General features: G+C 65.7%; 17 protein-coding genes and 1 tRNA gene. 3 read left to right on the top strand and 15 right to left on the bottom strand.

All coding sequences use genetic code 11. The features are described from left to right. Positions 1-31: 31 nt before the first annotated feature. The 3 genes from GXY47_02415 to GXY47_02405 are packed head-to-tail and all read right to left on the bottom strand — an operon-like array spanning position 32 to position 3412. The gene (locus GXY47_02415) at positions 32-943 is read right to left on the bottom strand and encodes a hydrolase (protein ID NLV29984.1); all 912 of its coding nucleotides are present in this window, start codon (positions 941-943) and stop codon (positions 32-34) included. Further along, positions 940-3177 carry an FAD-binding protein gene (locus GXY47_02410; protein ID NLV29983.1) on the bottom strand — a complete coding sequence of 746 codons (2238 nt, stop codon included), beginning with the start codon at positions 3175-3177 and terminating at the stop codon, positions 940-942. Before GXY47_02410 ends, GXY47_02415 begins: the two co-directional genes overlap by 4 nt. A 13-nt stretch (positions 3178-3190) precedes the next feature. After that, positions 3191-3412 carry a ferredoxin family protein gene (locus GXY47_02405; protein NLV29982.1) on the bottom strand — a complete coding sequence of 74 codons (222 nt, stop codon included), beginning with the start codon at positions 3410-3412 and terminating at the stop codon, positions 3191-3193. A gap of 146 nt (positions 3413-3558) precedes the next feature. Between GXY47_02405 and GXY47_02400 the strand changes: the two genes are divergently transcribed. The 3 genes from GXY47_02400 to GXY47_02390 all read left to right on the top strand — a co-directional run bounded on the left by GXY47_02400 (position 3559) and on the right by GXY47_02390 (position 5295). Then, entirely contained in the window at positions 3559-4509 is a 951-nt protein-coding gene (locus tag GXY47_02400; protein ID NLV29981.1) for a LysR family transcriptional regulator, read from the top strand. A 193-nt stretch (positions 4510-4702) separates the two neighbouring features. Continuing rightward, positions 4703-4924, top strand: a complete 222-nt coding sequence (locus GXY47_02395; GenBank protein ID NLV29980.1) for a DUF433 domain-containing protein — start codon at positions 4703-4705, stop codon at positions 4922-4924. Beyond that, positions 4924-5295, top strand: coding sequence for a DUF5615 family PIN-like protein (locus tag GXY47_02390; GenBank protein NLV29979.1), 372 nt, complete (start codon positions 4924-4926; stop codon positions 5293-5295). Before GXY47_02395 ends, GXY47_02390 begins: the two co-directional genes overlap by 1 nt. 117 nt (positions 5296-5412) lie before the next feature. Here the strand turns inward: GXY47_02390 and GXY47_02385 are convergent. From GXY47_02385 to GXY47_02330, 12 genes are all read right to left on the bottom strand, one after another. After that, positions 5413-5489, bottom strand: a tRNA-Ile gene (locus tag GXY47_02385). A gap of 215 nt (positions 5490-5704) precedes the next feature. After that, a complete protein-coding gene (locus GXY47_02380; GenBank protein NLV29978.1) occupies positions 5705-5971 on the bottom strand; it encodes a BrnA antitoxin family protein in 267 nt (88 codons plus the stop codon). Beyond that, complete coding sequence (locus GXY47_02375) at positions 5943-6236, bottom strand: hypothetical protein (GenBank protein NLV29977.1); 294 nt, start codon at positions 6234-6236, stop codon at positions 5943-5945. Before GXY47_02375 ends, GXY47_02380 begins: the two co-directional genes overlap by 29 nt. Positions 6237-6408: 172 nt before the next feature. Next, positions 6409-7209, bottom strand: coding sequence for a phosphoribosylformylglycinamidine synthase subunit PurQ (locus GXY47_02370; GenBank protein NLV29976.1), 801 nt, complete (start codon positions 7207-7209; stop codon positions 6409-6411). Continuing rightward, the gene (locus GXY47_02365) at positions 7199-10186 is read right to left on the bottom strand and encodes a phosphoribosylformylglycinamidine synthase (GenBank protein ID NLV29975.1); all 2988 of its coding nucleotides are present in this window, start codon (positions 10184-10186) and stop codon (positions 7199-7201) included. Before GXY47_02365 ends, GXY47_02370 begins: the two co-directional genes overlap by 11 nt. Before the next feature lie 88 nt (positions 10187-10274). After that, a complete protein-coding gene (rpoD, locus tag GXY47_02360) occupies positions 10275-11969 on the bottom strand; it encodes an RNA polymerase sigma factor RpoD (protein NLV29974.1) in 1695 nt (564 codons plus the stop codon). Positions 11970-11989: 20 nt separating this feature from the next. Next, positions 11990-13768, bottom strand: a complete 1779-nt coding sequence (locus tag GXY47_02355; GenBank protein ID NLV29973.1) for a DNA primase — start codon at positions 13766-13768, stop codon at positions 11990-11992. 123 nt (positions 13769-13891) lie between these two features. Then, a complete protein-coding gene (larB, locus tag GXY47_02350) occupies positions 13892-14650 on the bottom strand; it encodes a nickel pincer cofactor biosynthesis protein LarB (GenBank protein NLV29972.1) in 759 nt (252 codons plus the stop codon). A gap of 63 nt (positions 14651-14713) precedes the next feature. Continuing rightward, positions 14714-16921 carry a polyribonucleotide nucleotidyltransferase gene (gene pnp / locus GXY47_02345; GenBank protein NLV29971.1) on the bottom strand — a complete coding sequence of 736 codons (2208 nt, stop codon included), beginning with the start codon at positions 16919-16921 and terminating at the stop codon, positions 14714-14716. 328 nt (positions 16922-17249) lie between these two features. Further along, on the bottom strand, positions 17250-17519 hold the full coding sequence (rpsO, locus tag GXY47_02340; GenBank protein ID NLV29970.1) for a 30S ribosomal protein S15: 270 nt from the start codon (positions 17517-17519) through the stop codon (positions 17250-17252). A gap of 107 nt (positions 17520-17626) precedes the next feature. Then, positions 17627-17926 (bottom strand): DUF721 domain-containing protein, encoded by a 300-nt coding sequence (locus GXY47_02335; GenBank protein NLV29969.1) that lies wholly within the window; start codon positions 17924-17926, stop codon positions 17627-17629. Between the two features lies 1 nt (position 17927). Then, complete coding sequence (locus tag GXY47_02330) at positions 17928-22697, bottom strand: hypothetical protein (protein ID NLV29968.1); 4770 nt, start codon at positions 22695-22697, stop codon at positions 17928-17930. Between the last annotated feature and the right edge of the window lie 78 nt (positions 22698-22775).

The raw sequence follows: 22775 nt of genomic DNA, 5'->3' as shown, positions 1-22775 counted from the left end.
GCCACTATATCACGGCCGCCGCGCGGCGCGCTCAGCATTCCAGGCCAGGGCCCAGTTCCCGGTAGATGCGGGGCAGGAGGTCGCCCAGGCGCGTGAACTCCCGCACGTTGTGCCGGGCCAGGCCCTGGACGGGCGCCGCGGGGACGGCGACGCCCGGCGGGAGGCACGACTGCGCCCTGCCCGGCCCCGTAAACCGGCACCCCATCCAGAAGCGGGTGCGCTGCACCAGGCCGCCGGGGACCTCGTAGAATACGTGGCACATGATGGCGGGCGCCGCGACGGCGTCCTCCCCGGCGTCGACCGGGACCGACCACCCCTCCCCTCCGGCGAAGGTCGCAGCCACCCTGTGGAAGCGCTCCATGTCGAAGCCCATGTCCGCCGGGGAGCGGAAGCCGATGTCGATCGACTCCATGCCGCAGCCGCAGTTTTCCGTCACGTGGTGCGTCACCCCCCAGTTCTTCTCCCGGTTGGGGATGCCGGGATCGAGGATCCGCGCCCGGTCGGCGCGCTCGAGCGCGACGCCGGCGTGCCCGGGCGGGTACCAGATGCGGTAGCGCAGGTCTTCGAGCGGGTGCCAGGCGAACCACCAGTCGATCATGTCGGCCGTCACCCCGGGGTGGAACATCCGGTTGGCGACGAAGCCGACGCCGTCGGGCAGCAGGCACCAGCCGGTCTCCACCTCTTCGGTTTCCAGCCTCCCGACGTCCAGCAGCCGGTTGATCTCCCCGGGGCCGAAGGCGCGGGCGGGGTCCACGGGCCGGTCCATCAGCGCGTAGTGGGCCGGGTCGCACGGCTTCATCTCTTCGTAGAAGTATTTGGCGAAGGGACGCGCCTCCTCCTCCGGCGTGAGCGGGGGGAGCGCGGCCCTGGCCCGGCTCTCGGCCCGGCTCCGGGCATCGGTCCGGGGGTGCTGCCCTTCGGGTCGGGTTCTGTCGTCGGTCATTTTTTAAGCTTCCTTGCCAGCGAACACTGCCTGTTGATGGCCGGGTCCTCGACCCTCTGCCACAATCGGTAAAGATCGGGGAGGAATTCCGGAAACGTCGATACTTCCGACCGGTCGTGCGCTTTCCAGATCTCCGGCAGCCTGGGAGGGACGGGGCCGAAAAAGCGCATCGTCGACCGCATCCGGGTCCCGCGGGGACTGGCTTCCCACTCGTGCAGGATCATGGCTCCCACGTTCCCATCGGGATCGATTCCCGAAGCGACGATCGCGTGTTCGTACCTCGGCCGGATGGGACAGCGGTCCGGGTCGTCCCACCGGATCCGGATCTTCATCGGCGGCAGGGGGCCCATCTTTTCCTCCGCTACCTGGATGGCGCCCAGGTAGCCGCCCGCGGGGGGCGGCACCTCCCACACGAACGATTTGTGGGCCTCCGGTTCCCACAGGGGGTAGCCCTTCTCCATGTTGACCCACCACCAGTCGATCATCTCGGGGGTGACGCCCACCAGCTCGCCGTGATCGACCACCGCGTCGGGCACGGCCGGAGCGGGCTGGATCCTGAAGCGCTCCACGGGGACGGCCTCGGTGTCGACGACCATTCCGTCCCCCCCCTTTTTCACGATCACCCACCGGAGCCAGTTCGCGTCGTCGCGCCGGGGATGGTCCTCCCGGTAATGCCACCCCCGGCTTTCGGTCCGCGCCAGGGCGGCGCGGAACCCGATCTCGGCGCACAGGGCAATGGCGCGGGCTTCATGGCACCGGCCCAGCTCGTGCGGGTCCCTGGCGCCGAGCCCGGGCAGCCGGGCCTGGACGGCCGCGATCCTGTCCAGGGCCTCCTCGAGCCTCTCGCGGTTCCGGCGCATGCTGTACCTGACCGGGATCACCACCTCCTGTACGGCCCGGATGGCATCCTCCGCCCGGGCGCCTCCCTCCCGGTGAAGCGGCGCGAAGATCGACTCCTCGATGCGCGCCACGTCCGCAGGGTCCGCCGACGGGAGCGCCGTCCCCGCCAGGGAGCCGGACACCGAGGGGGCCGCCCTCAGGGCGCCGAGCAGGGCGTTCATCAGCCCCGAACCCCGGAGCCTCCCGGGGGGAGCCTCCGTCGCGCCCGCCCACGCCGAGCCGGCATAGCTCGTGTCGCCGATGGCCCAGAGCCCCGGAACCGTCGTCCTCATGTCATGGTCGACCCTGACCGGCGAAAGCTCCCCGGTGAAACCGAGCGAGGCCTCCACCCGCTTCGCCGGGGGCGCGCCGTATTGCCGAGCCTTGGCGTCTTCGATCGCGAACAGCGCCTCGAGGTGCGGCCGGTGCCATTTGAAGATTCCGCCGTTCCCCATGGAGCTCCCGTACTCCTCCATGTCGACGTAGAGGGGCCCGCGCCCCTCAAGGACCTCACGCTCCATCCCGAGGATGATCGAAACCGGGATGTCCGGCTGGGGCCCCTCGATGTACCTGGAACTGATCTGTTCGCCGCGGGCGTTGTAGAGATGGTGGAAACCGAAAACGACCGGGATGCCGGTGCCCTTGTTGACGACATCGTAGAAATTGCCGAACTCCGCGTTGCGCATTTCGGCGCCCGCGTGATAGGCGGCCGCAATCCCGTCGCCGGTGGCACTCGCCCACATCCGCATGACGCCGAAATCGCAGTCGCCGTTGGCGAGGATGGTGGCCTTCGCGCCAAAGACCGCCATGCGGCCGTCGAGAAGACGGAACCCGGCGGCGCCGGTGACGCGTCCCTCCTCCTTCAGCAGTTCGACCAGGTGGGTCTTGTCGACGAGCTTCACCCCTGCCCTGGCGGCCTTCGCCCGCAGCGGCCGCATCATGTCCAGGTCCACGGCGGCCAGCGACCACCCGGACGGCAGGCGGCTGAGGTCCAGCTCCCCCGAAGGGGTCTTCATCACCTTGACCCCCCACTCCGCCAGTTTCCTCACCCCCCCGTACGATTCCGCCGCCATCGCGCGGAGCAGCTCCTGGTCGTTGAGGAAGATTCCGATCTGGTTCACGTGATAGGCGACGAAGGCGTCGAGATCGTCTTCGGGACCGAGGACCCACAGCACCCCGGCGCCCTTGTTCGCCTTCCCCCCCCAGCCGATCGTCTGCTTGTCCACGAGCGTCACGCTCGCGTCCGGAGCCAACTCCTTGACCCGGATCGCGGCGGCGAGCCCGCCAAAGCCGCCGCCGATCACGAGGACATCGGAGCTCCAGGCCGTCTCCGGGTCTCTTGCCGTTTCCGTCATGCTCCGCTCCCTTTCAATACGGTTGGACCTGCCGAAGCTGCATGTGCGGCTCGACCGCGATGCACCGGACAGGGCAGTTGAGTTCGCAGGTGAAGCACCAGACGCAGTCGTCCGCGTAGGCGATCCTCGGCTTCTCCGCGGCGTCGTCCCAGCGCAGCACGTCCACAAAGCACGCCTCGACGCAGGTCTTGCAGCCGACGCATTCCTCCAGGCCGATGGTAATACGGGCACTCATACCGCCTCCGATTCGAAGTGGTTTCACGGGCCGGGAGGCCGACGCATCCGCCCGATCCCTTACGGAAAACTACCGGGAATCCCGCTATTTGTAAAATGAATCCTTTGGATATAATGGGATTTGATTATTAAATGCTCGGAGGCGGGATGGATTTTCACGAGTTCGATGCCGGCCTGCTGGTGGCGCTCGACGCGCTCCTGTCGGAAAAGAGCGTGACGCGGGCGGGCGAACGCCTCCACCTGAGCCAGCCGGCCACCAGCATCATCCTGGCCCGCCTGCGGCGCTACTTCGGCAACGACCTGCTGGTGCCCGCGGGACGCAGGATGGTGTTGACCCCGCTGGCCGAAAGTCTCGCGGAACCCGTGCGCGACTGCCTGCTCCAGATCCAGCACACCGTGGCATCCAGGGCGGAATTCCATCCCGCCCTCTCGACCCGGAGATTCCGCCTGGCCGCCTCCGACTACGCGACGGCCGTCCTCCTGGCCCCGGCCCTTCAGGAGGCCGCGCGGCAGGCCCCGGGCCTGACGTTTGAAATGGTGCGCCTGGACGAGAACATCGAGCGGAGCCTGGAAAAGGGCGCCGTCGATTTCGTCATCCGGCCGCTGGTCCATGCGGTGGCCGGACACCCGAAGGAGCCGCTGTTCGAAGACCGCCACACCTGCGTGGTGTGGCGCGACAATCCACTGGTCGGCAAGCGCCTCAGCCGCAAGCGGTTTCTGGAGCTGGGCCACGTCTCCGTCCATTTCGGGCACGCCCCCGCCATCTTCGAGGACTGGTTTTCGACCCGCTACGGGGGGATCCGGAAGATCGAGGTGATCGTGCAGGATTTCGAGGTCGCCTGCCGCCTGGTCGTGGGAACCCACCGGATCGCCACGGTCATGAGCCGCATGGCGCGGCTGTGCGCCGATCACCTCCCGCTCAGGCTCCTCACCCCGCCTTTCGCCGTTCCGGCGGTGACCCATTGCCTGCAGTGGCACCGCTACCAGGACCAGGACCCCGGCAGCCGCTGGCTCCGGGCTCTCCTCGAGGAGGAAGCCGGCAAGATCGGGCCCACGAACCGTTCGGTCGGCCGCCGGCAGGCGAAGGCCGACGGCTGACAGGAATCCTATGCCGTTTCGCCATAAACCTACCGGCATCCCCGACCCGGTATTCGACCGAGCGGGCATGGCAAAATTCAACGTCATCGTTTTGTTGTGCCAGAACTCTTGGTATCATTACTTGGAATTTGGAAAATCTGCCTTCCATCGCGGATACTATGGGAGAACGATCAAGGTGGCAGAACAGGAACTGATGGAAAGGGTTACTTCCAAACCCGACGTATGCGGCGGCAGGCCCTGCATTCGCGACACCCGCATCGAGATCGCCGTGATTTTGGACGGTCTGGCCGAAGGCATGTCCGAACCGGACCTGATGGATCACTATCCGCAACTGACGAGAGACGACATTCACGCCTGTCTCGCCTATGCCGCAGACCTCGCGCACGAGAGCGTCTGGAAGACGGGCACTCTGTAATGAACCTCAAGCTGGATGAAAATCTCTCCCATCACCTCAAACCGGCATTGATCGAACTGGGGCATGACGTCTTGACCGCAGCTGACGAGAATCTTCTTTCCCATCCCGATACCGAGATCGCACAAGCGGCCAGAAAAGAACAACGTATGCTCCTGACCCTGGATGTCGAGTTCGCCGACCTGCGCAAGTATCCCCCTGGCTCCCATCCCGGCGTCATTCTCTTCCGCCCGCTTTCCTTGAGCCCGCTGTCCGTCAATGCCTTCATCACCGATTTTGTCCGCCGCACAGATCTCGATAAACTCGGCACCTGCGTCGCCGTCGTCGATCCCGTCCACGTACGCGTCCGCTGCCCGCTCAGGGCCGCGGAATAAACATCCCAGGCACAGGACAATCAACCCAATCGGGGGATTTCGAGCTGATTCAGGTACCCCGGCGTTACCCGGAGGGGTTTGAGGGGATTTGCTGTCGGCCGTAAGTGCTTTGTTTTGTGGTGGGCCCAGAGGGACTTGAACCCCCGACCCGCTGATTATGAGTCAGCTGCTCTAACCAACTGAGCTATAGGCCCTTTTGTGGTATGCGTCAGAGTAGCATGGAGCCCTATCGCGGTAAAGCGCGAATGCGCCGGCGCACGAATCTGCAGCGCGAGCGGTTGAGACGGGTCCGGATGGGGCGGGCGACGGGGACAAACGCGAACTTATGGGTTCTATGGCGCCGCTATCTGCAATGGGGACAACAATAAGCCTGGTCCGTCCCCGAACTGTATCCCCGAATCGTCAACGGTTACCCCGCTTTTTCCAACAAGACTTCGTTGATAATGGTCTGGTAGCCCACGCCGCGTTTCCGGGCTTCCCTGCGTGCCCAGGCTAATACTTTGGGGTGTAACCGAATCGATGTGGGCTGATATTTCTCCTCTTCTGCTTTCGCCGGTCGGCCTCGCGGCGGACGAGGCTTGCCGGTTTTGGCCTCTATCGCCTTGCGGGCAGCATCCCGTTCTTTCCTGGTGACCCGTCTGGCCTTTTCAAAGGGAAAATCCTCTGAATTCTTCATATCTCTTCCTTTCACGGCGATTCGCCTGCCGGGCACCGATGATGCGATGCACCTGCCCGCGCCGACGTCTTGTGAATACCACCACGAGCACTCCATCATCCGATTCGCCGATCAGCCACTCCCGAATTTCTACTGCGCTGGAGTGCTTTTCATCGGCAGCCACCAAGGCAAAGGGGCCATCGAATGCCGTAACCGCCTGACCGAAGGAAATGCCGTGCTTGAGCGGATTCCGATGGGCTTTCTCCTCATCCCATTCGAATTTCATGTTTTCAGTATATACCATATATATATGTTTTCAAGAAGATCTTGCGCCGTACAAAGCATAGGCGCATTCCTGCGGAACTCGGGGCGGGCGGCGGGGACAAAGGTGGACTTACGGGTTCTATGACGCGGCTATCTGCAATGGGGACAACAATAAACCTGGTCCGTCCCCATTTTTACTTGAGGTAGTCGACGGCGTTGCGGAACAGGAGGAGGCCGAGGCCCTCCGCGGGGAGGGTGCCGTCGAGCTTCTGCAGCTCCCACTGCGGGTGGTTTTCCGGGTAGAGGTAGGCCTCCGGGTGGGGCATCAGGCCGAAGATGCGGCCGGAGGGGTCGCACAGGCCGGCGATCGCGTTCAGGCTCCCGTTGGGATTGTGGGGGAACTCCTGGGTCGGCAGTCCCGTCGCGGGGTCGGCGTAGCGGCAGGGGACGCACCCGAGCGCCTCCAGCCGCTCGAGCAGGCGCCGATCCAGGGTAAAGACCTTCCCCTCCCCGTGGCGGATCGGGAGGGGGAAATGGGTGAGGCCGCGGGTGAAGACGCAGGGGGAGGCGGGCTCGAAGCGCAGCGTCGACCAGCGGTTCTGGAAGGCGCCGCAGTCGTTCTGCACCACCGACAGGCGCTGCGTGAAGTAATCGCGGTCGAGCCCCGGCAGCAGCCCCAGCTTCACCATGATCTGGAAACCGTTGCACACCCCCAGGATCAGTTTCCCCCCGCCGATGAAGCGCTCCAGTTCTCCACTCAGCCGGTGGCGGGTGCGCAGGGCGAAGACGTGGCCCGAGGTCATGTGGTCCCCGTAGGAGAACCCCCCGATGAACATCAGCGCCGCGTAGTCCCTGAGGCGAGCCGGCCGCTCGACGAGATCGCTGAAGTGGACGAGGTCGGCCCGGGCCCCCGCCATCTCCCACGCGACCTTCGATTCGGCCTCGCAGTTGAGCCCGTAGCCCGTGATGATGCAGACCGGAGTGTCAAATGCCATACAGGGTTTCCTTGAATGCGCGCCGGAGCGCTTCGGTTTCGACATCCACCACCAAACGCCCCCCGCTCCCCGCGACGCGGAGCCGGCCGGAGGCGGTCACGGTGCCGACGCGGGCCAGCGGCAGCCCGCGCAGAAGCGCCTCGAGTTCGGCGGCGTCCCCGGGGGCGCAGCTGATGACGAAACGGCTGTTCGATTCCGAGAAAAGGCGCGCGTCGTCGTCGAGCGTCTCATCGGATGGGACGGCGCCCAGGTCGACCTCGGCGCCCAGGCCGCCGCCGACGGCGGCGAGCCCGAGCGCCACCCCGAGCCCCCCGAGGGTGGGCGTGTGCGACGAGAGCAGCAGGCTGCGCGCGGCGGCCTCGTTCATCGCCCGGTAGGTCTCGAGCGCCCGCTCGACGTCGAGGCCGGGGAGCCGCCCCCCGTACGCCCCGGGCGTCCCCTGCTCGCGCGCGAGCATCCGGTGGAATTCCGACCCCCCCAGCTCCGCGCGGGTGAGCCCCAGCACGTATACGGGATCGCCGGGGCGCTTGAAATACATCGTGACCGCCGTCCGGACGTCGTCGATTTTGCCGATGGCCGAGAAGAGGACCGTGGGGGGGATGGAGATCTTCCGCCCGCCCCGGACCGAATCGTTCTTCATGCTGTCCTTGCCCGAGATGACCGGCACCCGGTAGGCGGTGGTGACGTCGTACAGGGCCTTGTTGGCGCGCACGAGCTGCGCCATCTTGTAGCGCCCGTCGGGGTTCCGGTCCGACTCGACCGGGTCGGGCCAGCAGAAGTTGTCCAGCCCGGCGATCCGGTCGAGCCTCCCGCCGGCGCTCACCACCCGCCGCACCGCCTCGTCGATGACGCTGGCCATCATCCCGTAGGTGTCCAGGTCCGAGTAGAAGGGGTTGATCCCCTCGGCCAGGACGATCCCCTCGACCGAGCCGTGCTCCACCCTCATGACGGCGGCGTCGGCCGGGACGTCGCTCTGGACCCCGACGAAGGGCTTCACCACGCTGAGACCCTTGACCTCGCCGTCGTACTGCCGCGATTTGAACTCCCGGGAGCAGACGTTGAGCCCGCGGAGCAGGCCGAGGAGGCGCCCCGTGCGCGCGCCCCGGCGCGCCGGGCGCGGGGGAGCGACCCGCGGGGGCTCCCAGAGGGCCTCCAGCGTCAGGCGCGGCCCCCCCTCGTGCAGGAACTCGAGGTCGAGGCCGGCCACCACCCGCTCCCCGTAGCGGACTACGAACTGGCCGGTGGAGGTGAAGGTGCCCAGCGCCGTCGCTTCCACCTCGCGCCGCCGCGCCAGCTCCACCAGCGCCTCCAGGCACTCCGGCGGGACCGCGAGCGACATCCTCTCCTGGGCCTCCGACAGGAGGATCTCCCAGGGCTGCAGCCCGTCGTACTTGAGGGGGGCTTTCCGCAGGTCCAGGTCCGCCCCCCCCGAGATCCGGCTCATCTCACCGATGGACGAACTCAGCCCCCCGGCGCCGTTGTCGGTGATGGCGCGGTAGAGCCCCCGGTCGCGCGCCTCCATCAGGAACTCGTACATGTTGCGCTGGGTGATCGGGTCGCCGATCTGGACCGCCTGGGCCGGCGACTCCTTGCGCAGCTCCTCGGAGGAAAAGGTGGCGCCGTGAATCCCGTCCATGCCGATGCGCCCGCCGCACATGACGATGACATCGCCGGGGGAGATCTCCTTGCGCTCCGACGGCCTCCCGCCCACCAGGAGCGGAATGCGGCCGACGGTGCCGCAGTACACCAGCGGCTTGCCCAGGTAGCGTTCGTCGAAGCGCTCGAAGCCCCGGACCCACGGGATGCCGCTCTGGTTCCCGCCGTCGATGACGCCCTGGTGCACTCCGTCGCGGATGCGGCGCGGGTGCATCAGCCCCTCCGGCAGGTCCCCTTCGTAAAAGGGGGACCCGAGGCAGTAGCCCCAGACGTTGGCCAGAAGCTCGCACCCCATGCCCGTCCCCATCGGGTCGCGGTTCACCCCCACGATCCCCGTGATGGCGCCGCCGTAGGGATCGAGCGCCGAAGGGGTGTTGTGGGTCTCGACCTTGCAGGAGACGTGGTACCGGTCGTTGAAGCGGATGATGCCGGCGTTGTCGCTGAAGACCGAGACCAGCCAGTCCACCTGCGCGCCGATTTTGGCCGTGGCGTCCCGGATGCAGGTCTTGAAGAGGGAGTCGATCCACTCCCCGGCACCGGTCTCGTCCACGTAGTGCACACGCGCGGCGAAGATCTTGTGCTTGCAGTGTTCCGACCAGGTCTGGGCGATGCACTCGAGTTCCACGTCCGTGGGGTGGAGGGGGAGCCCCATCGCTTCCCGCCGGCGGCTCACATCGTCCGAGGCGAAATAGTCCCGGACGGCGTGCATCTCCTCGAGGCTGAGCGAGAGGATCCCCTCCCGGCTGATGCGCAGCAGTTCCGCGTCCGGGACTCCCAGGTCGTAGCTGCCGACCCGGATGCCGGCCTGCTCCCGGACGGCGGGGACCTCCAGGTCGATGCCGGAGGCGGCCCACTCGCCGGGAGAGAAGATCCGGATCGAATGGATCAGGGGGTTGGCAAGCAGGTCCCGGGACAGGTGCTCCACGTCGGGGCGCGCGAGCGCGCCGCGGAAAAAGTACTGGATGGAGGTGTAGACCGACTCGTCACGGCCCAGGGGGCGGTCCAGGACGTCGCGGGCCACGGCGCAGGCGGTCGAACCGACGTTATCGGTCACCCCCGGCCGGAACCCCACCTCGACCATCCAGTCGAAACGCGGGGGGGGGAGCCGGCCCGCGGCGGAGCGGCAGATGACGGGATCGGTGAAGGCGGTCCGGATCTTCCGGAGCTCGCCGGGCGAGAGCACGAGGTCCAGCTTGTAGACATCGCGCGTCCGGCAGGACACCACGGGAAGCCGAAGAAAACGGTGCGCCCGGGCCGCGACGGCGCGGCCCCGGGCGTCCACCACGCCCCGCTTCAATCCGATCTCTATGCGATGGGTCACGACGCAGTCCGATCCTTTCAGGTTTGCAGGCGCAGGATATTGGGATCGCGGGGCAATTGCAAGGGGCCGCGGGGGGAATTCCCGGCGGTCAATCGCGGACCGAGGAGCCCTCCAGGAAAGCCATCAGCATCCGGCTGCGGGAGGGGTGGCGCAATTTTCTCAGGGCCTTCGCCTCGATCTGCCGGATGCGCTCGCGGGTGACCGAGAAGCGCTGCCCCACCTCTTCCAGCGTGTGCTCGCTGCCGTCGCCGAGGCCGAAGCGCATCTTGATGACCTGCTCCTCGCGCGGCGTCAGAGTCTGCAGGACCGATTCCGTCTGTTCCTTCAGGTTGATGTTGATCACCGCTTCGGCCGGGGAGAGCACACCGCGGTCCTCGATGAAATCCCCGAGGTGGCTGTCCTCCTCCTCGCCGATGGGGGTCTCCAGGCTGATCGGCTCCTGGGCGATCTTGAGGATCTTGCGCACCTTGCTGACGGGGAAGTCCATTTTCCTGGCGATCTCCTCGCTGGTCGGTTCGCGGCCGTATTCCTGGACGAGGCTGCGGGAGGTGCGGATCAGCTTGTTGATCGTTTCGATCATGTGGACGGGGATGCGGATGGTGCGCGCCTGGTCGGCGATCGCCCGGGTGATCGCCTGGCGGATCCACCAGGTGGCGTAGGTCGAGAACTTGTACCCCCGGCGGTACTCGAATTTGTCCACCGCCTTCATCAGGCCGATGTTCCCCTCCTGGATCAGGTCGAGGAACTGCAGCCCCCGGTTGGTGTACTTCTTGGCGATCGACACCACCAGCCGCAGGTTCGCCTCCACCAGCTCCTTCTTGGCGATGTCGGCTTCCAGTTCTCCGGAGCGGATGGTCGCCAGCGTCCGCTTCAGCTCGTCGGCGGGGGCGAGGGCGTCCGATTCGATCTGCTTTATCTCCGCGTCGATCAGCCTCAGGCGCTTCTTGATCCCTTTGGAGTCGTCCAGGCGCCGGGGCGCTTCCAGGCTGCGCAGGAGCCTGTGCCTCTCCCGTTCCAGCCCGACCACCCTGTCGACCGTTTCCCGGATGACGCCGATGAGCCTTTCGTGCTGGATGACGTTCAGCTCCAGTTCCCTCACCTTCCACGCGATCGGGATCCGGTACCGGGCCAGCATGGAGAGGTTCTTCTTGTAGATGCGCGATCCCTTCCGGCAGCGGGCGATCCGGGCACGGATCCGGTGCGCCGCGCGCTCGTGCTTGCGGATGCTGTCTATGACCGAGAGTACTTCCTGCGCCTTCTGCTCCACCCGTTCCTCGGTGACCTCCTCTTCGTTGAAGAGGACGATGTCCCGGACCGATACCTGTTTTTTCTTTAATTGATCACCTATTTCCAGGATTTCCTGAACTACCAGTGGAGATCTGGAGAGCGCCTTGAGGATCACCCGCTGGCCGTGCTCGACCCGCTTGGCGATTTCCACCTCTCCCTCGCGGCTCAGCAGCGGGACCGTCCCCATTTCCCGGAGATACAAACGGACGGGGTCGTTCGTCTTATCGAGATTCAACGCTCCGAAATCGAACTCGCTCTCTTCCCCGGAATCGTCCTCCTTCTTCTCCCCCCGCTTGTTCTCCTCCTGGAATTTCTGCTCGGTGTCGATAACCTCGATTCCCGCGGATCCGAAGAGAGAAAAAATGCTGTCGAGTTCATCCGAGGAACAGACCCCTTCGGGGAGGAGGTCGTTGACCTCGTCGTAGAGGAGATACCCCCTCTCCTTCCCCATCAGGATCAGCTCTTTTACTTCGTCGTATTTTTCTTCGATAGACAAACCGCTGTCTCCTTTCCCCTCTATTTGCTGGAAAGACCGACCAGTTCCCGGTCCACGGCGACGCGCTGCTCGAGCAAACGGGTGAGCGTCTCCTCGTCGTTCCGCCCGGCCGCCTCCGCGATTTCCAGCACGATCTGCTGCCTGTACGCCGTCAGTCTCAGGGTCCGCAGTGCGTTCAGGAAACTCTCCGCCGTATCGGTCGAGGGGCTTTCCGGCATCTCCTCCATTTCCAGGTGGGCCAGCAGGTCCTGTTCGGGCTCGCCCGCGAAACGCCGGTGGAGGTCCGCGAAGCCGCTCTTTTCGCCCCGGTCGAACCCGTCGAGCAGGGCGGCGAAGATCTTCTCCCCCGCCAGGCCCTCGAAATCCTGCCGGCAGCAGAGGGGGAGGATCCGCTCCTGCAGTTCCTCGTGCCCGACGAGAAGCTGGAGCAGCTTCTTTTCCGCCGTTCTCATCGACACGGCCCTCGCCACCGTCTCCTCGCCCAGCCGCCCCCGCTTCTGCTGCGCCGCGCGCTTGGTCTCGGCCAGCAGCTGCCGGTCCTCGATCCCCAGCCTGCGGGCGAACCGGAACACGTATTCCGAGCGCTCCACCGCGCTGGGCAGCCGCGCCAGGTAGGGGAGCACCGTGTTCATGACCTGGATCTTGTTTTTGGGATCGTCCAGCGCGCCCTGGCTGCCGATGGCGGCTTCGAGCACGAACTCGAGGTAGGGGACCGCAGCTTCCGCCTTCTCCCGGTAGGCATCGGCCCCGCTCGCGCGGACGAAGGCATCCGGGTCCTGCCCCTCGGGGAGACGGAGAACCTTCACCCGGAAGTCCCCCTCCAGAAAGAGGTCGAGCGATCTTTGCGCGGCGGCCAGTCCCGCGGAATCCGGATCGTAGCTCACCACGGCCTCGTGCGTATAGCGGCCCAACAATTCCACCTGCTGCGGCGTCAGACTCGTTCCCAGGGAAGCCACCAGGTTGTGCACCCCCTGCTGGAAGGGAATGACGAAATCCATGTACCCTTCGACCAGGATGGCGTACCCCCGTTCCCGGATGGCGTCCTTGGCGAAGCTCAAGCCAAAAAGGTTCCGGCTCTTATTATAAAGCCGGGTCTCGGGCGAATTCAAATACTTCGGCGGCCGCCCGTCCGTGGCCCGCGCGCCGAAAGCGACCGGGCGGCCCTGGACGTCGGTGATGGGGAACATGATCCTGCCCCGGAAACTGTCGTAGGCCCGGCCCCCGTCCTCCGAACGTTTCGCCAGCCCGCAATCCTCGAGCACCTGGAGCGCGAACCCCTTTTTCTGCAGGAGGGGGACCAGGTAATTCCCCCCGGAGGGGGAGTAGCCGAGGCTGAAACGCCCGATGGTCTCCTCGGTGATGCCCCGGTCGGCCAGGTACCGGAGCGCGCTCTTCCCCTCCTCGGTGTGGCGCAGACAGTGGTGGTAGGTGGCCACGGCCTCGGCCATCGCCTTGCGCAGGGCGTCGGAGCCGGAAACGGCGGCGGCCGGGTGGGCGGGGGAGGCCTCCGGGAGCCGGATTCCCGAACGCTCCGCCAGAAACCGCACCGACTCCGGGAAGGAAAGATGCTCGATCTGCATGATGAACTTGAAGACGTCGCCCCCCAGGCCGCAGCCGAAACACATGAAGATCTGCTTTTCCTCGTTGACGTTGAAGGAGGGGGTCTTTTCGTTGTGGAAGGGGCAGCGGGCGAGGTGGTTGCGCCCGCGCTTGCGCAGGCTCACATACTCGGAAACCAGGGATACAATATTGACGGAGTTGCGAACCTCGTCCAGTACGTGATCCTCGAAGAAAGGCATTACCGTGGCCGCCGATAAAGAAATTCCCGCTCCTGCATGGCTCCCGAGAAAAATAACACAATCCGCCCGCAATGGGGAGAAGGGGTTTTCGGGCGCCGGCGGGACGGGCGGAGCGAAGGGCCGTCAGGGCGTGCCGCGCTTCCGGTTGATCAGGCCGGCGACGTATCCGGCGCCGAAACCGTTGTCGATGTTCACGGTCACCACGTTGGAGGCGCAGCTGTTGAGCATGGCCAGCAGCGAGGACACCCCGCCGAAGGAGCTGCCGTACCCGATGCTCGTGGGGACCCCGATGACGGGGACGCGGAGCAGCCCCCCCACGACGCTCGCCAGCGCCCCCTCCATCCCGGCCGCCACGATCACGACCGCCGCCCGCGAGAGCTCTTCCCGGATGTCCAGGAGGCGGTGGATCCCGGCGACCCCCACGTCGAAGGTGGTCCGCACCTCGTTCCCCATCAGCCGCGCCGTAAGCGCCGCTTCCTCGGCGACCGGGATGTCGCTGGTACCGGCGCACACCACGTGGATGGTCCCCTGGCCGTAGAGGGTCTTGTCGAAAACGATGGTGACGGCCCGGGCGTTCTCATCGAACCGTGCCCTGGCGGTGATCCTGCGGATCCGGCGATAGACCGCCTCCGTGGTGCGCGTCACCAGGATGTTCGACTTCTGCCGCAGCAGGCTCCGGACGATGGCCGCGATCTGATCCCCGGTCTTTCCCGGCCCGAAAATCACCTCCGGGAAACCCTGGCGCAGCGCGCGATGATGGTCCACGCGCGCGAACCCCAGGTCCTCGAAGGGCATATGCTTCAGGCGCTCGAGCCCCTGATCGGGCGACACGGCCCCCCGGCGAACCTGCTCCAGCAACTCCAGAACCTGTTTCGAATTCATGGCGGCCCGATGCGTGCGGGGGCGGCCTCACGGCCGCCCCCGGGTTAACGTTCCGGCAGGAGGTCAGTAACGCCCCCTCCCGCCGCGGTCGCCGCCCCGCGGGCCGGACCGGTCACGGTCTCTCCCCTGACGGCCGCGGTCGGAGTCGCGCCGCGGCGGACGGGGGGATGCCTCGATGGGAGGCAAACCCGCCTGCTCGCGCAGCACGGCCCTGCGGCTTAGGCGGATCTTGTTCGGGGGCTCGATGCCGATCACCTTCACCGGGATCTGGTCGCCGACCTTGAGCTCGGAGTTGATGTCCTCGACCCGGAAATCGGCCACTTCCGAAATGTGGAGCAGCCCTTCGGTCCCGGGGAAGATCTCCACGAAGGCGCCGAAGTCCACGATCCGGGTCACCGTTCCCAGGTAGGTCTTCCCCATTTCGGCTTCCATGATCAGGTCCTCGATCATCCGGATGGCGCGCTGGGACGACTCGGTATCGCTCGAGGCGATGTTGACCTTCCCGTCGTCCTCGATATCGATCTTGACCCCGGTCTGTTCGATGATCCCCCGGATCACCTTCCCGCCGGTCCCGATCACGCCCCCGATCTTTTCCTTGGGGATCTGGATGGTGATGATACGGGGGGCGAAGGGGGAGATGTCCGGACGGGAGGCCTCGAGGCACTCGGCCATCCGCTTGAGAATGAACAAACGCCCCACCCTGGCCTGCTCCAGGGCCTCCGCCATGATCTTCCTGTCGATCCCGCCGACCTTGATGTCCATCTGCAGGCTGGTGATTCCCTTCTCGGTGCCGGCGACCTTGAAATCCATGTCGCCGTAGTGGTCTTCCGCGCCGGCGATATCGGTCAGGATGGCGTACTTGTCCCCTTCCTTCACCAGTCCCATGGCCACCCCGGCCACCGGGGCCTTGATGGGGACCCCGGCGTCCATCAGGGCCAGGATGCCGCCGCAAACGGTCGCCATGGACGAGGAACCGTTGCTCTCCATGATGTCCGAAACCACCCGCACCGTGTAGGGGAACGCCTCCTCGGGGGGCATGACCGGCAGGATGCTGCGCTCGGCCAGGGCCCCGTGGCCGATTTCGCGCCGCCCCGGCCCGCGCAGGAACTTGACCTCTCCGACGCTGAAGGGGGGGAAGTTGTAGTGCAGCATGAAGCGCTTGAAGCTCTCCCCTTCCAGGGTGTCCATGCGCTGCTCGTCATCGGAGGTGCCGAGCGTGGCCGTCACCAGGGCCTGGGTCTCGCCGCGGGTGAACAGGGCCGAGCCGTGCGTCCGGGGGAGCATCGAGACCTCCGCGCTGATGGGGCGGATTTCGTCGAACCGTCGCCCGTCCGGCCGCCGGCCCTCCTCGAGCATCTCCCGGCGGAAGATCCGTTCCATCACCTGATGGTAGATCTTCTCCGCCTGCGCCCGCCGCTCCGTCTCCTCCTCCGGGACCGAGGCGACGATCTCCGCCTTGACCACGTCGAGGGCGGCGTAGCTTTCCAGTTTCGCCGGGATGTGGAGCGCTTCCGATATCTTCCCGGCGAAGTCGCGTTCGATCCGCTCGATTTCCGAGGGGTCGAACTCGGGCTTGACGAACTCCCGCTTGACCGGCTGGATCCGCGCGTACAGTTCCTTCTGCAGCCCGATGATCTGGCGGATGATGCCGTGGGCGAAATCGAGCGCCTCCACCATCATCGCTTCCGGGATCTCACTGGCGCCCGCTTCGACCATGACGATCGCATCCTCGGTGCCGACCACCGTCAGGTTCAGGCTGCTCTCCTTCAGCTTGCTGATCGGGGGGTTCACCACGAACCGGTCTTCCATGTATCCGACCCTCACCGCCCCCACGGGGGTGAAGAACGGGATGGCGGAGCAGTACAGGGCGGTGGAGGCCCCCGTGATGCCCATGATGTCCGGGTCGTTTTCCTTGTCCGCGGAGAGCACCAGGGCGACCACCTGGGTTTCGCACATGAACCCGTCGGGGAAGAGGGGGCGCAGGGGCCGGTCGATCATCCGCGAAGTCAGGACCTCCTTTTCGGTCGGCCTCCCCTCGCGCTTGAAGAAGCCGCCGGGGATCTTCCCCGCGGCGTAGGTGTTTTCACGATAGTCGACCGTCAGCGGGAAAAACCCCTGGCCCTCCCTGGCCTGCTTGAGTGCGCAGGCGGTCGCCAGGACCACCGTATCGCCGTAACTGATGTAGGCCGCACCATCGGCCTGCTTGGCGATCTTGCCCATTTCGATTGAAAATTCCAACCCGCCGATCTCGGCAGAAACTCGATGTACCATACTATCCTCCAATGTGTGGGTAAATCCGGGAAGCTGGCAGGCGGGAATTATGAACTAGGAATTATGATTATGAGTACTGAGTTAAGGATTATGCCCGATAACCCTTAACTCATAACTCATAATTCATAATCCACCCAACCCCCCGGTATTCGTTTCTAAAACCAGGCCCCGAACCCGCCCGGCGCCCCTTTCAGTACCCATAAAGGGGAAAACCGGGCTCGGCGTACGAGGCCCGGCTTCGGGGAACGCCGCATCCCTTGTCGCGCCCGGGCAACCCGCCCGGCGACGCAGGACCTGCGGTTGTTCGGAGGGACTCCCGGAGGAGCCCCTACTTGCGGATGCCGAGCCGGTTGATGACCGTCCGGTACCTGTTGATGTCCTTATCCTTCAGATAATCCAGAAGGCGGCGGCGCTTCCCGACCATGCGCAGCAGGCCGCGGCGGGAATGATGGTCCTTGGCGTGAACCTTGAAATGCTCGGTCAGGTACGAGATCTTCTCGCTCAGAATGGCGATCTGGACCTCGGGCGAGCCGGTATCCTTCTGGTGAGTTTTATAGGCTTCCACTAATTCCGTTTTCTTCTCTACAGTCAGTGACAAGCTGCCCTCCGCATAAGCCAGGAATATTAAGCCGATATTAAAAAAAGCGAGTATATCACACGACTTGCGGTGCTGCAATCAGGAAGCGCTCCCTCTTTACCGGGGAGTTACGGGACCCCTCCCCCGGCCCCGCCGACGACGACGGAAAGGTCGGCGACCGCGCCCGCCGTGGCGGCCCGCAATTTTTCCAGGAGCCGGGGTTTCATCCCCCGGAGCGCCTCGGCCCAGCCCAGGTCCCGGGCTGCGATCACCAGTTCCGACTGCCGGAACCGGATCGGTCGGCACTCGGCGGCCAGACGCTCCCCCACTATCCCGGGCCAGGCCGCCCCGAGGCTGGCGACGACCCAATCCCCGTATTGGGGGGATCCCCGGTAGAGCGAAAAGAGCACGCCGGACAACGGTTCCATATTACGGCTCGGGCAGCGCCACCGGGGGCACGGAGGAGATGAACCTCAGCTGCCTGTCGCCCAGCTCGCCCATGGCGTGCAGGGGCAGGCTCGAACGCACCCGCACGTTGCCCGAGATCAATCCTCCCATTCCGGGGAACCAGTCATCGAGCGTTCCGGACATGCTCGCCCCCGCCTCGAGCGTGACGGCACGGGCCGCTTCGAGGGTCCCCTCGACCCCCCACAGTTCCAGGCTCACATTCGCGGCCTGCTCCCCGCTGTTGAGGAGCGAGATCTCCGTATAGAAATCGGCATCCTCGCTGACCAGGGGGTACACCAGGCGGTCCATCGGGTGCCCGGAGAGTTCGAAGGCGGCCAGGAACCGGTTGCCCGCATCCGTGAAGGATACGGTTCCGACGATCCGGTCCACCGTGCTGACGACCTCCAGCCACCCCTCGCGCCCCTCGAGGCCCTGGTCGTTCCCGAAAATGTCCCACAGGTTCCCCTTGATCTGGGCGTTGACCGAAAGGGTGCGGCTTTCCGTCGCCAGGACCTCTCCGCCGGTCGAGTGGAGGATGAGGTCGACATCGGCCACCTGCTCCTGGTTCCCGTTGATCACGTTGAGAAAGGTGATCCTCTCGGAGGAGAGCGTGAACCGGGGGGAATACACGCGCGTCACCCCGACGTAGCGGTCCATGTCGATCCCCTCGACGGAGGTCCTGGCCCCGCCGTTGCTGTAGACCTGGCTGGAGAGCATGCCGACGTCGGAACGAATCCTCAGGTACCCGGCCGAAACCCCCTCGGTCAGAAGCGCCGTGGAGTGCGCCTGGCGCGGGGCGGACATGGCCACCGACATCCGGGTGAACAGTCCCGTCTGCGGGCTGTACAGGTCCCCGACGGCGAGGGTTTCCACCTCCGTGACGTCATCCGAATCGACCAGGCCGTACCCGCCCGAAATGAGCACCCTGTCGTTGTCCCCCTCCCTGTCATCCATGAGGAGCGTCGCCGTATGAAAGCTGCGGTAGGCCGTCATCTGGCCGTTGGTCGCGGAAAAGAGGCCGGTGGAGGGATCGTACAGCTCCGCCGTGTTCAGTCCGCCGGTCGGGGCGGATTCCGAGTTCGAGCCCCCGGTGACCAGCACGGTACCGTCAGCCAGCACCGTGGCCGTGTGGTTGCTCCGGGCCGCCGTCATCGAAGACGCCGGGGAGAAGGTGCCCGACTGCGGATCGTAGAGCTCCGCGCTGTCGAGGGTGGCGCCGTTGTATCCTCCCGCCACCAGGACCCGCCCGTCCCCGAGCAGCACGGCGGTGTGAAACGCCCTCGGGACGCCGAGGCTCCCCGTATAGGAAAAGGCGTCGGTCGCGGGGTCGTAGATCTCCGCGGTGGCGGTCGCCCCCACGCCGTCGAGCCCTCCCACGATCAGCACGCGCCCGTCCGCCAGCCTCGTGGCCGTGTGCGCGTCCCGCGGCAGGTTCATCGGCCCGGAGGTGTAGGAAAACCGGTCGGAGACCGGGTCGTACAGTTCGGCCGTCCGGTTGATGGAGGTGGAATTCTGCCCTCCCGCCAGCAGCACCCTGCCGTTGCCGAGCGCGGTGGCCGTATGCCGGTAACGCTCGGCCCTCATCGATCCGGGCGTGAAGGCGAAGGACCGGCTGGCGGCGGTATACAGTTCGGAGCTGCGCAGGATCCTGAACCCGTTCTTCCCCCCCGCTATCAGGGCTTTCCCGTTGGAAAGCACCGTCGACGTGTGCCCCTGGCGCGGCGTATTGGGCGCCCCGAGGGCCGTGAAGTAGCTGAGGGAGACGGAGTCAAAGAGTTCCGCGGTGCTGTTGGTCTTCTCCGAATCGAGCCCCCCGGTGATGAGGACCAGCCCCCGGGTGATGCTGGACACCACGTCGGTCAGTTCCCGCGTGGCCCGGTTGGCGGCCCCCAGGTTCGCCGCCGCCTTTTTCTGGACCTCGGTTCCATCGGTCCCGTAATGGGTGATTTCATAGACCGCGTTGTTGTAGTTCGGGTTGACGAAGGTCAGCTGGGCGGAGGAACCCGCATCCTGGGGGATCTCGGGAAGGATCCAGTCGTGCAGTTTCCCGAACCCGGCATAGAGGGGGACCGATTCCATGTTGCGGATATAGGCCTCGAGGAAATTGCCCTGGATCTGTCCCGCGGCCGTATGCCCCACGACCACCGGCGCGGCGCTCTCGATCAGGAGGTACCCTTCGTTGATCGCGTCGTTGTTGAGGTTGAAGATCTCCGACAGGTCCACCGCCTTCTGCCCGTTGGGGGGCAACGCCACGATCGCCGGGTTGACGATGTCCTCCCCGAAGGAGAAAAACTCGGCCCCGCTGTCGTTCATCGCGGTTATCACCACGTCCACCGAAACCCCGGAGAGATTGACCAGCGAAAGTCCCGTGAATTTGTCCTGCTGGCTGATGAACTTGGTTTGCCGGAAAACGGCGGAATCCGCAAGGAGGTCCAGCTCGTTGCTGGCCAGGTTCAGCGCCGCCAGCACGCGCCCGTCGGGCGTGATCCCGAGCCTCGAGGTCTGGTCCGCACTCAGGTTGGGGTCGTCCCCGGCCGGGTAGGACCCCACGACGCCGCCGCTCACGAGATCGTGCTGAAGGACGCGATCGGTCGTCGAGGAGGCGTAAAACGCGTAGCGGTTGTCCGCGGAGAGCACGATATTGGCCGAACCCAGGGGCGCGGGAACGATATCGTACTGGATAACTGAAGTCTCCTGGTCGGTCTCCTGGTCGTTTATTTCGTCGCCGTCGTCGGCCGGGTGGACCGTCGGGATCAGGGAGAGGAAATTCTGCGACAGCACCGCCCAATGCTTCCCGCCGGGGAGCAGGGTGGCGTAACTCGGCTGGGAACCCACGCCGTAGATGCCGTCGTCCCCCTCGTCCTCGTCGTTGTCGGTTGTCGACCCGTCGCCGTCGTCGTCGTCGTCGTCGGTGACCAGCGCCCCGGTGGCGGGGTCGAAGATGAAGGCGGCCGACAGTGAGGTCGAGAGCGCGTTGGAATCCTGGCTCGTGATCAGGGCCAGCGTTTCGTCCGCACTCAAAACCACCTGGCTGAAAATGGTGAAGTTCGTGATCGGGTAGACCGGGACGGGATCGAACTGCGCCTTCGAAGCCATGCTGGAGGCATCGACCAGCGTCACCCGGTTCCTCGTCGTGTCGACGACGTAGAGGGTCCTTCCGTCACCGCTCAGGGTGATGCGGGCGGGCGCGCCCAGGCCCGTCAGCCTCCCGAGTTCGGCGCCGGTGGCCAGGCTGAATTTGATCACGGCCCCCGTTTCGGTCGAGGAAATGTAACCCGCCGTGCCGTCGGGGGAGACGGCCGGCACGCTCCCGAACCCGAAGCGGCCATCGAAGGAATAGGTGGCCGCCAGCGTCCGGGCCGCGGCGTCGATGATGAAAACCCGGTTGTCGAGGACGGACACGGCCGCCAGCCTCATGCCTCCGGCGTAGGGAACGAGCCAGGCCGGTTTGCCGCCGGTTTCGATCCGGCCGGTCACCTCCCCGGTGGCCGGCGAAAAAGCCACCACGGTGCCGGAACCGGCGTAGGGGACGAACCCGACCGAGGAATCGGCCGAAAATACGATATTGGGAGCGATGCTGTCGGACAGGCTCTGCACGTTGACGTCGAAGACCAGCGGATCGTCGTTGCGCCCCCCCGCCAGAAGCACCCGGCCGCCCGCGAGGGGGGTGGCCGAGTGCCCGGCCCGGAAGGCGGACATGGTCGAAGCCAGCGGGGAGAAGGTTCCGGCGGCCGGGTCGTAGACCTCGCCGGCGGCGAGATACCCGTCCGACTTCCCTCCGGCGACGAGGACCTTCCCGTCGGGCAGAAGGGTGGCCGTGTGCCCGGTCCGCGCGCCCGCCATGTCCCCGGTCGCGGTGAACAGGCCCGTTTCCGGGTTGTAGATTTCGGCGGAAGGGAGCCCGCCCGCGCCGTCCATCCCCCCGGAAATCAGCACCCTGCCGTCGGGCAGGAGGGTGGCCGTATGCCCCCTGCGCGCCGTCGTCATGGATTGGACCAGCGTGAAGGTCCGGGTGCCGGGATCATACATCTCGGCGGAGGCCAGAAAGTTGTTGCAGAACACTTCGCTGCTCTGCAGGTTGTTGCACCCCCCGGCGACCAGGACCTTCCCGTCGGGCAGGAGGGTGGCCGTATGCCCCGTGCGCGCGGTGCGCAGAAAACCGGTCGCCGTAAAGGTGCGGTCCAGGGGATCGTAGACCTCCGCGTTGGAGAGGAAAGCCCCGTTGAACCCGCCTGTGATGAGGATGGATCCGCTCTGCAGCCGGGCCAGCACGGGGTTCTGCCGCGCGATCGTCATCACCCCGCCGACCAGCGAGAAGGTCCCGGTCACCGGTTCGTAGATCTCCGCGGTGGACAGGTAGGTGCCGTTGTAGCCGCCGGCGATCAGGGCGCCGCCGCTGGGAAGGAGCGCGGCCCCGGCGCCGCTCCGCGTCGACAGCATGGAGTCGGTCGCGGCGAAGGATCCGCTCGATGGATCGAAGATCTCCGCATCCTGCAGGTGGTGGTTGTTGTACCCTCCCGCCAGCAGCACCTTGCCGTTCGCCAGCCGGATCGCGACGTGATCCTCGCGGGCGACGCTCATCGCGTTTCCGGCCGGGGAAAAAGCCCCCGTCGCCGGGTCGTACAGGTCCGCGCTCGCGTTATAGACCGAGGTATTCGGGTTCACCGTCGTGAAAACCCGTTTCTGCGCATGCAGAGGGGAGCCCCAGAGCACGAGAACAGCCGACAGAAACAGTATTGACCGGAAACGCATATCTCTCTCCATACGGCTGCAGCCCGCAGCCAGACAAAGCTTACAAAATATCATGAATGCAGGGCACGCCCTGGTCCT

Source organism: Acidobacteriota bacterium (assembly GCA_012729555.1).
Taxonomy (GTDB): Bacteria; Acidobacteriota; UBA6911; order UBA6911; family UBA6911; genus UBA6911.
The sequence above is the reverse complement of the archived record's forward strand: the minus strand, read 5'-3'. Positions and strand labels throughout refer to the sequence as shown.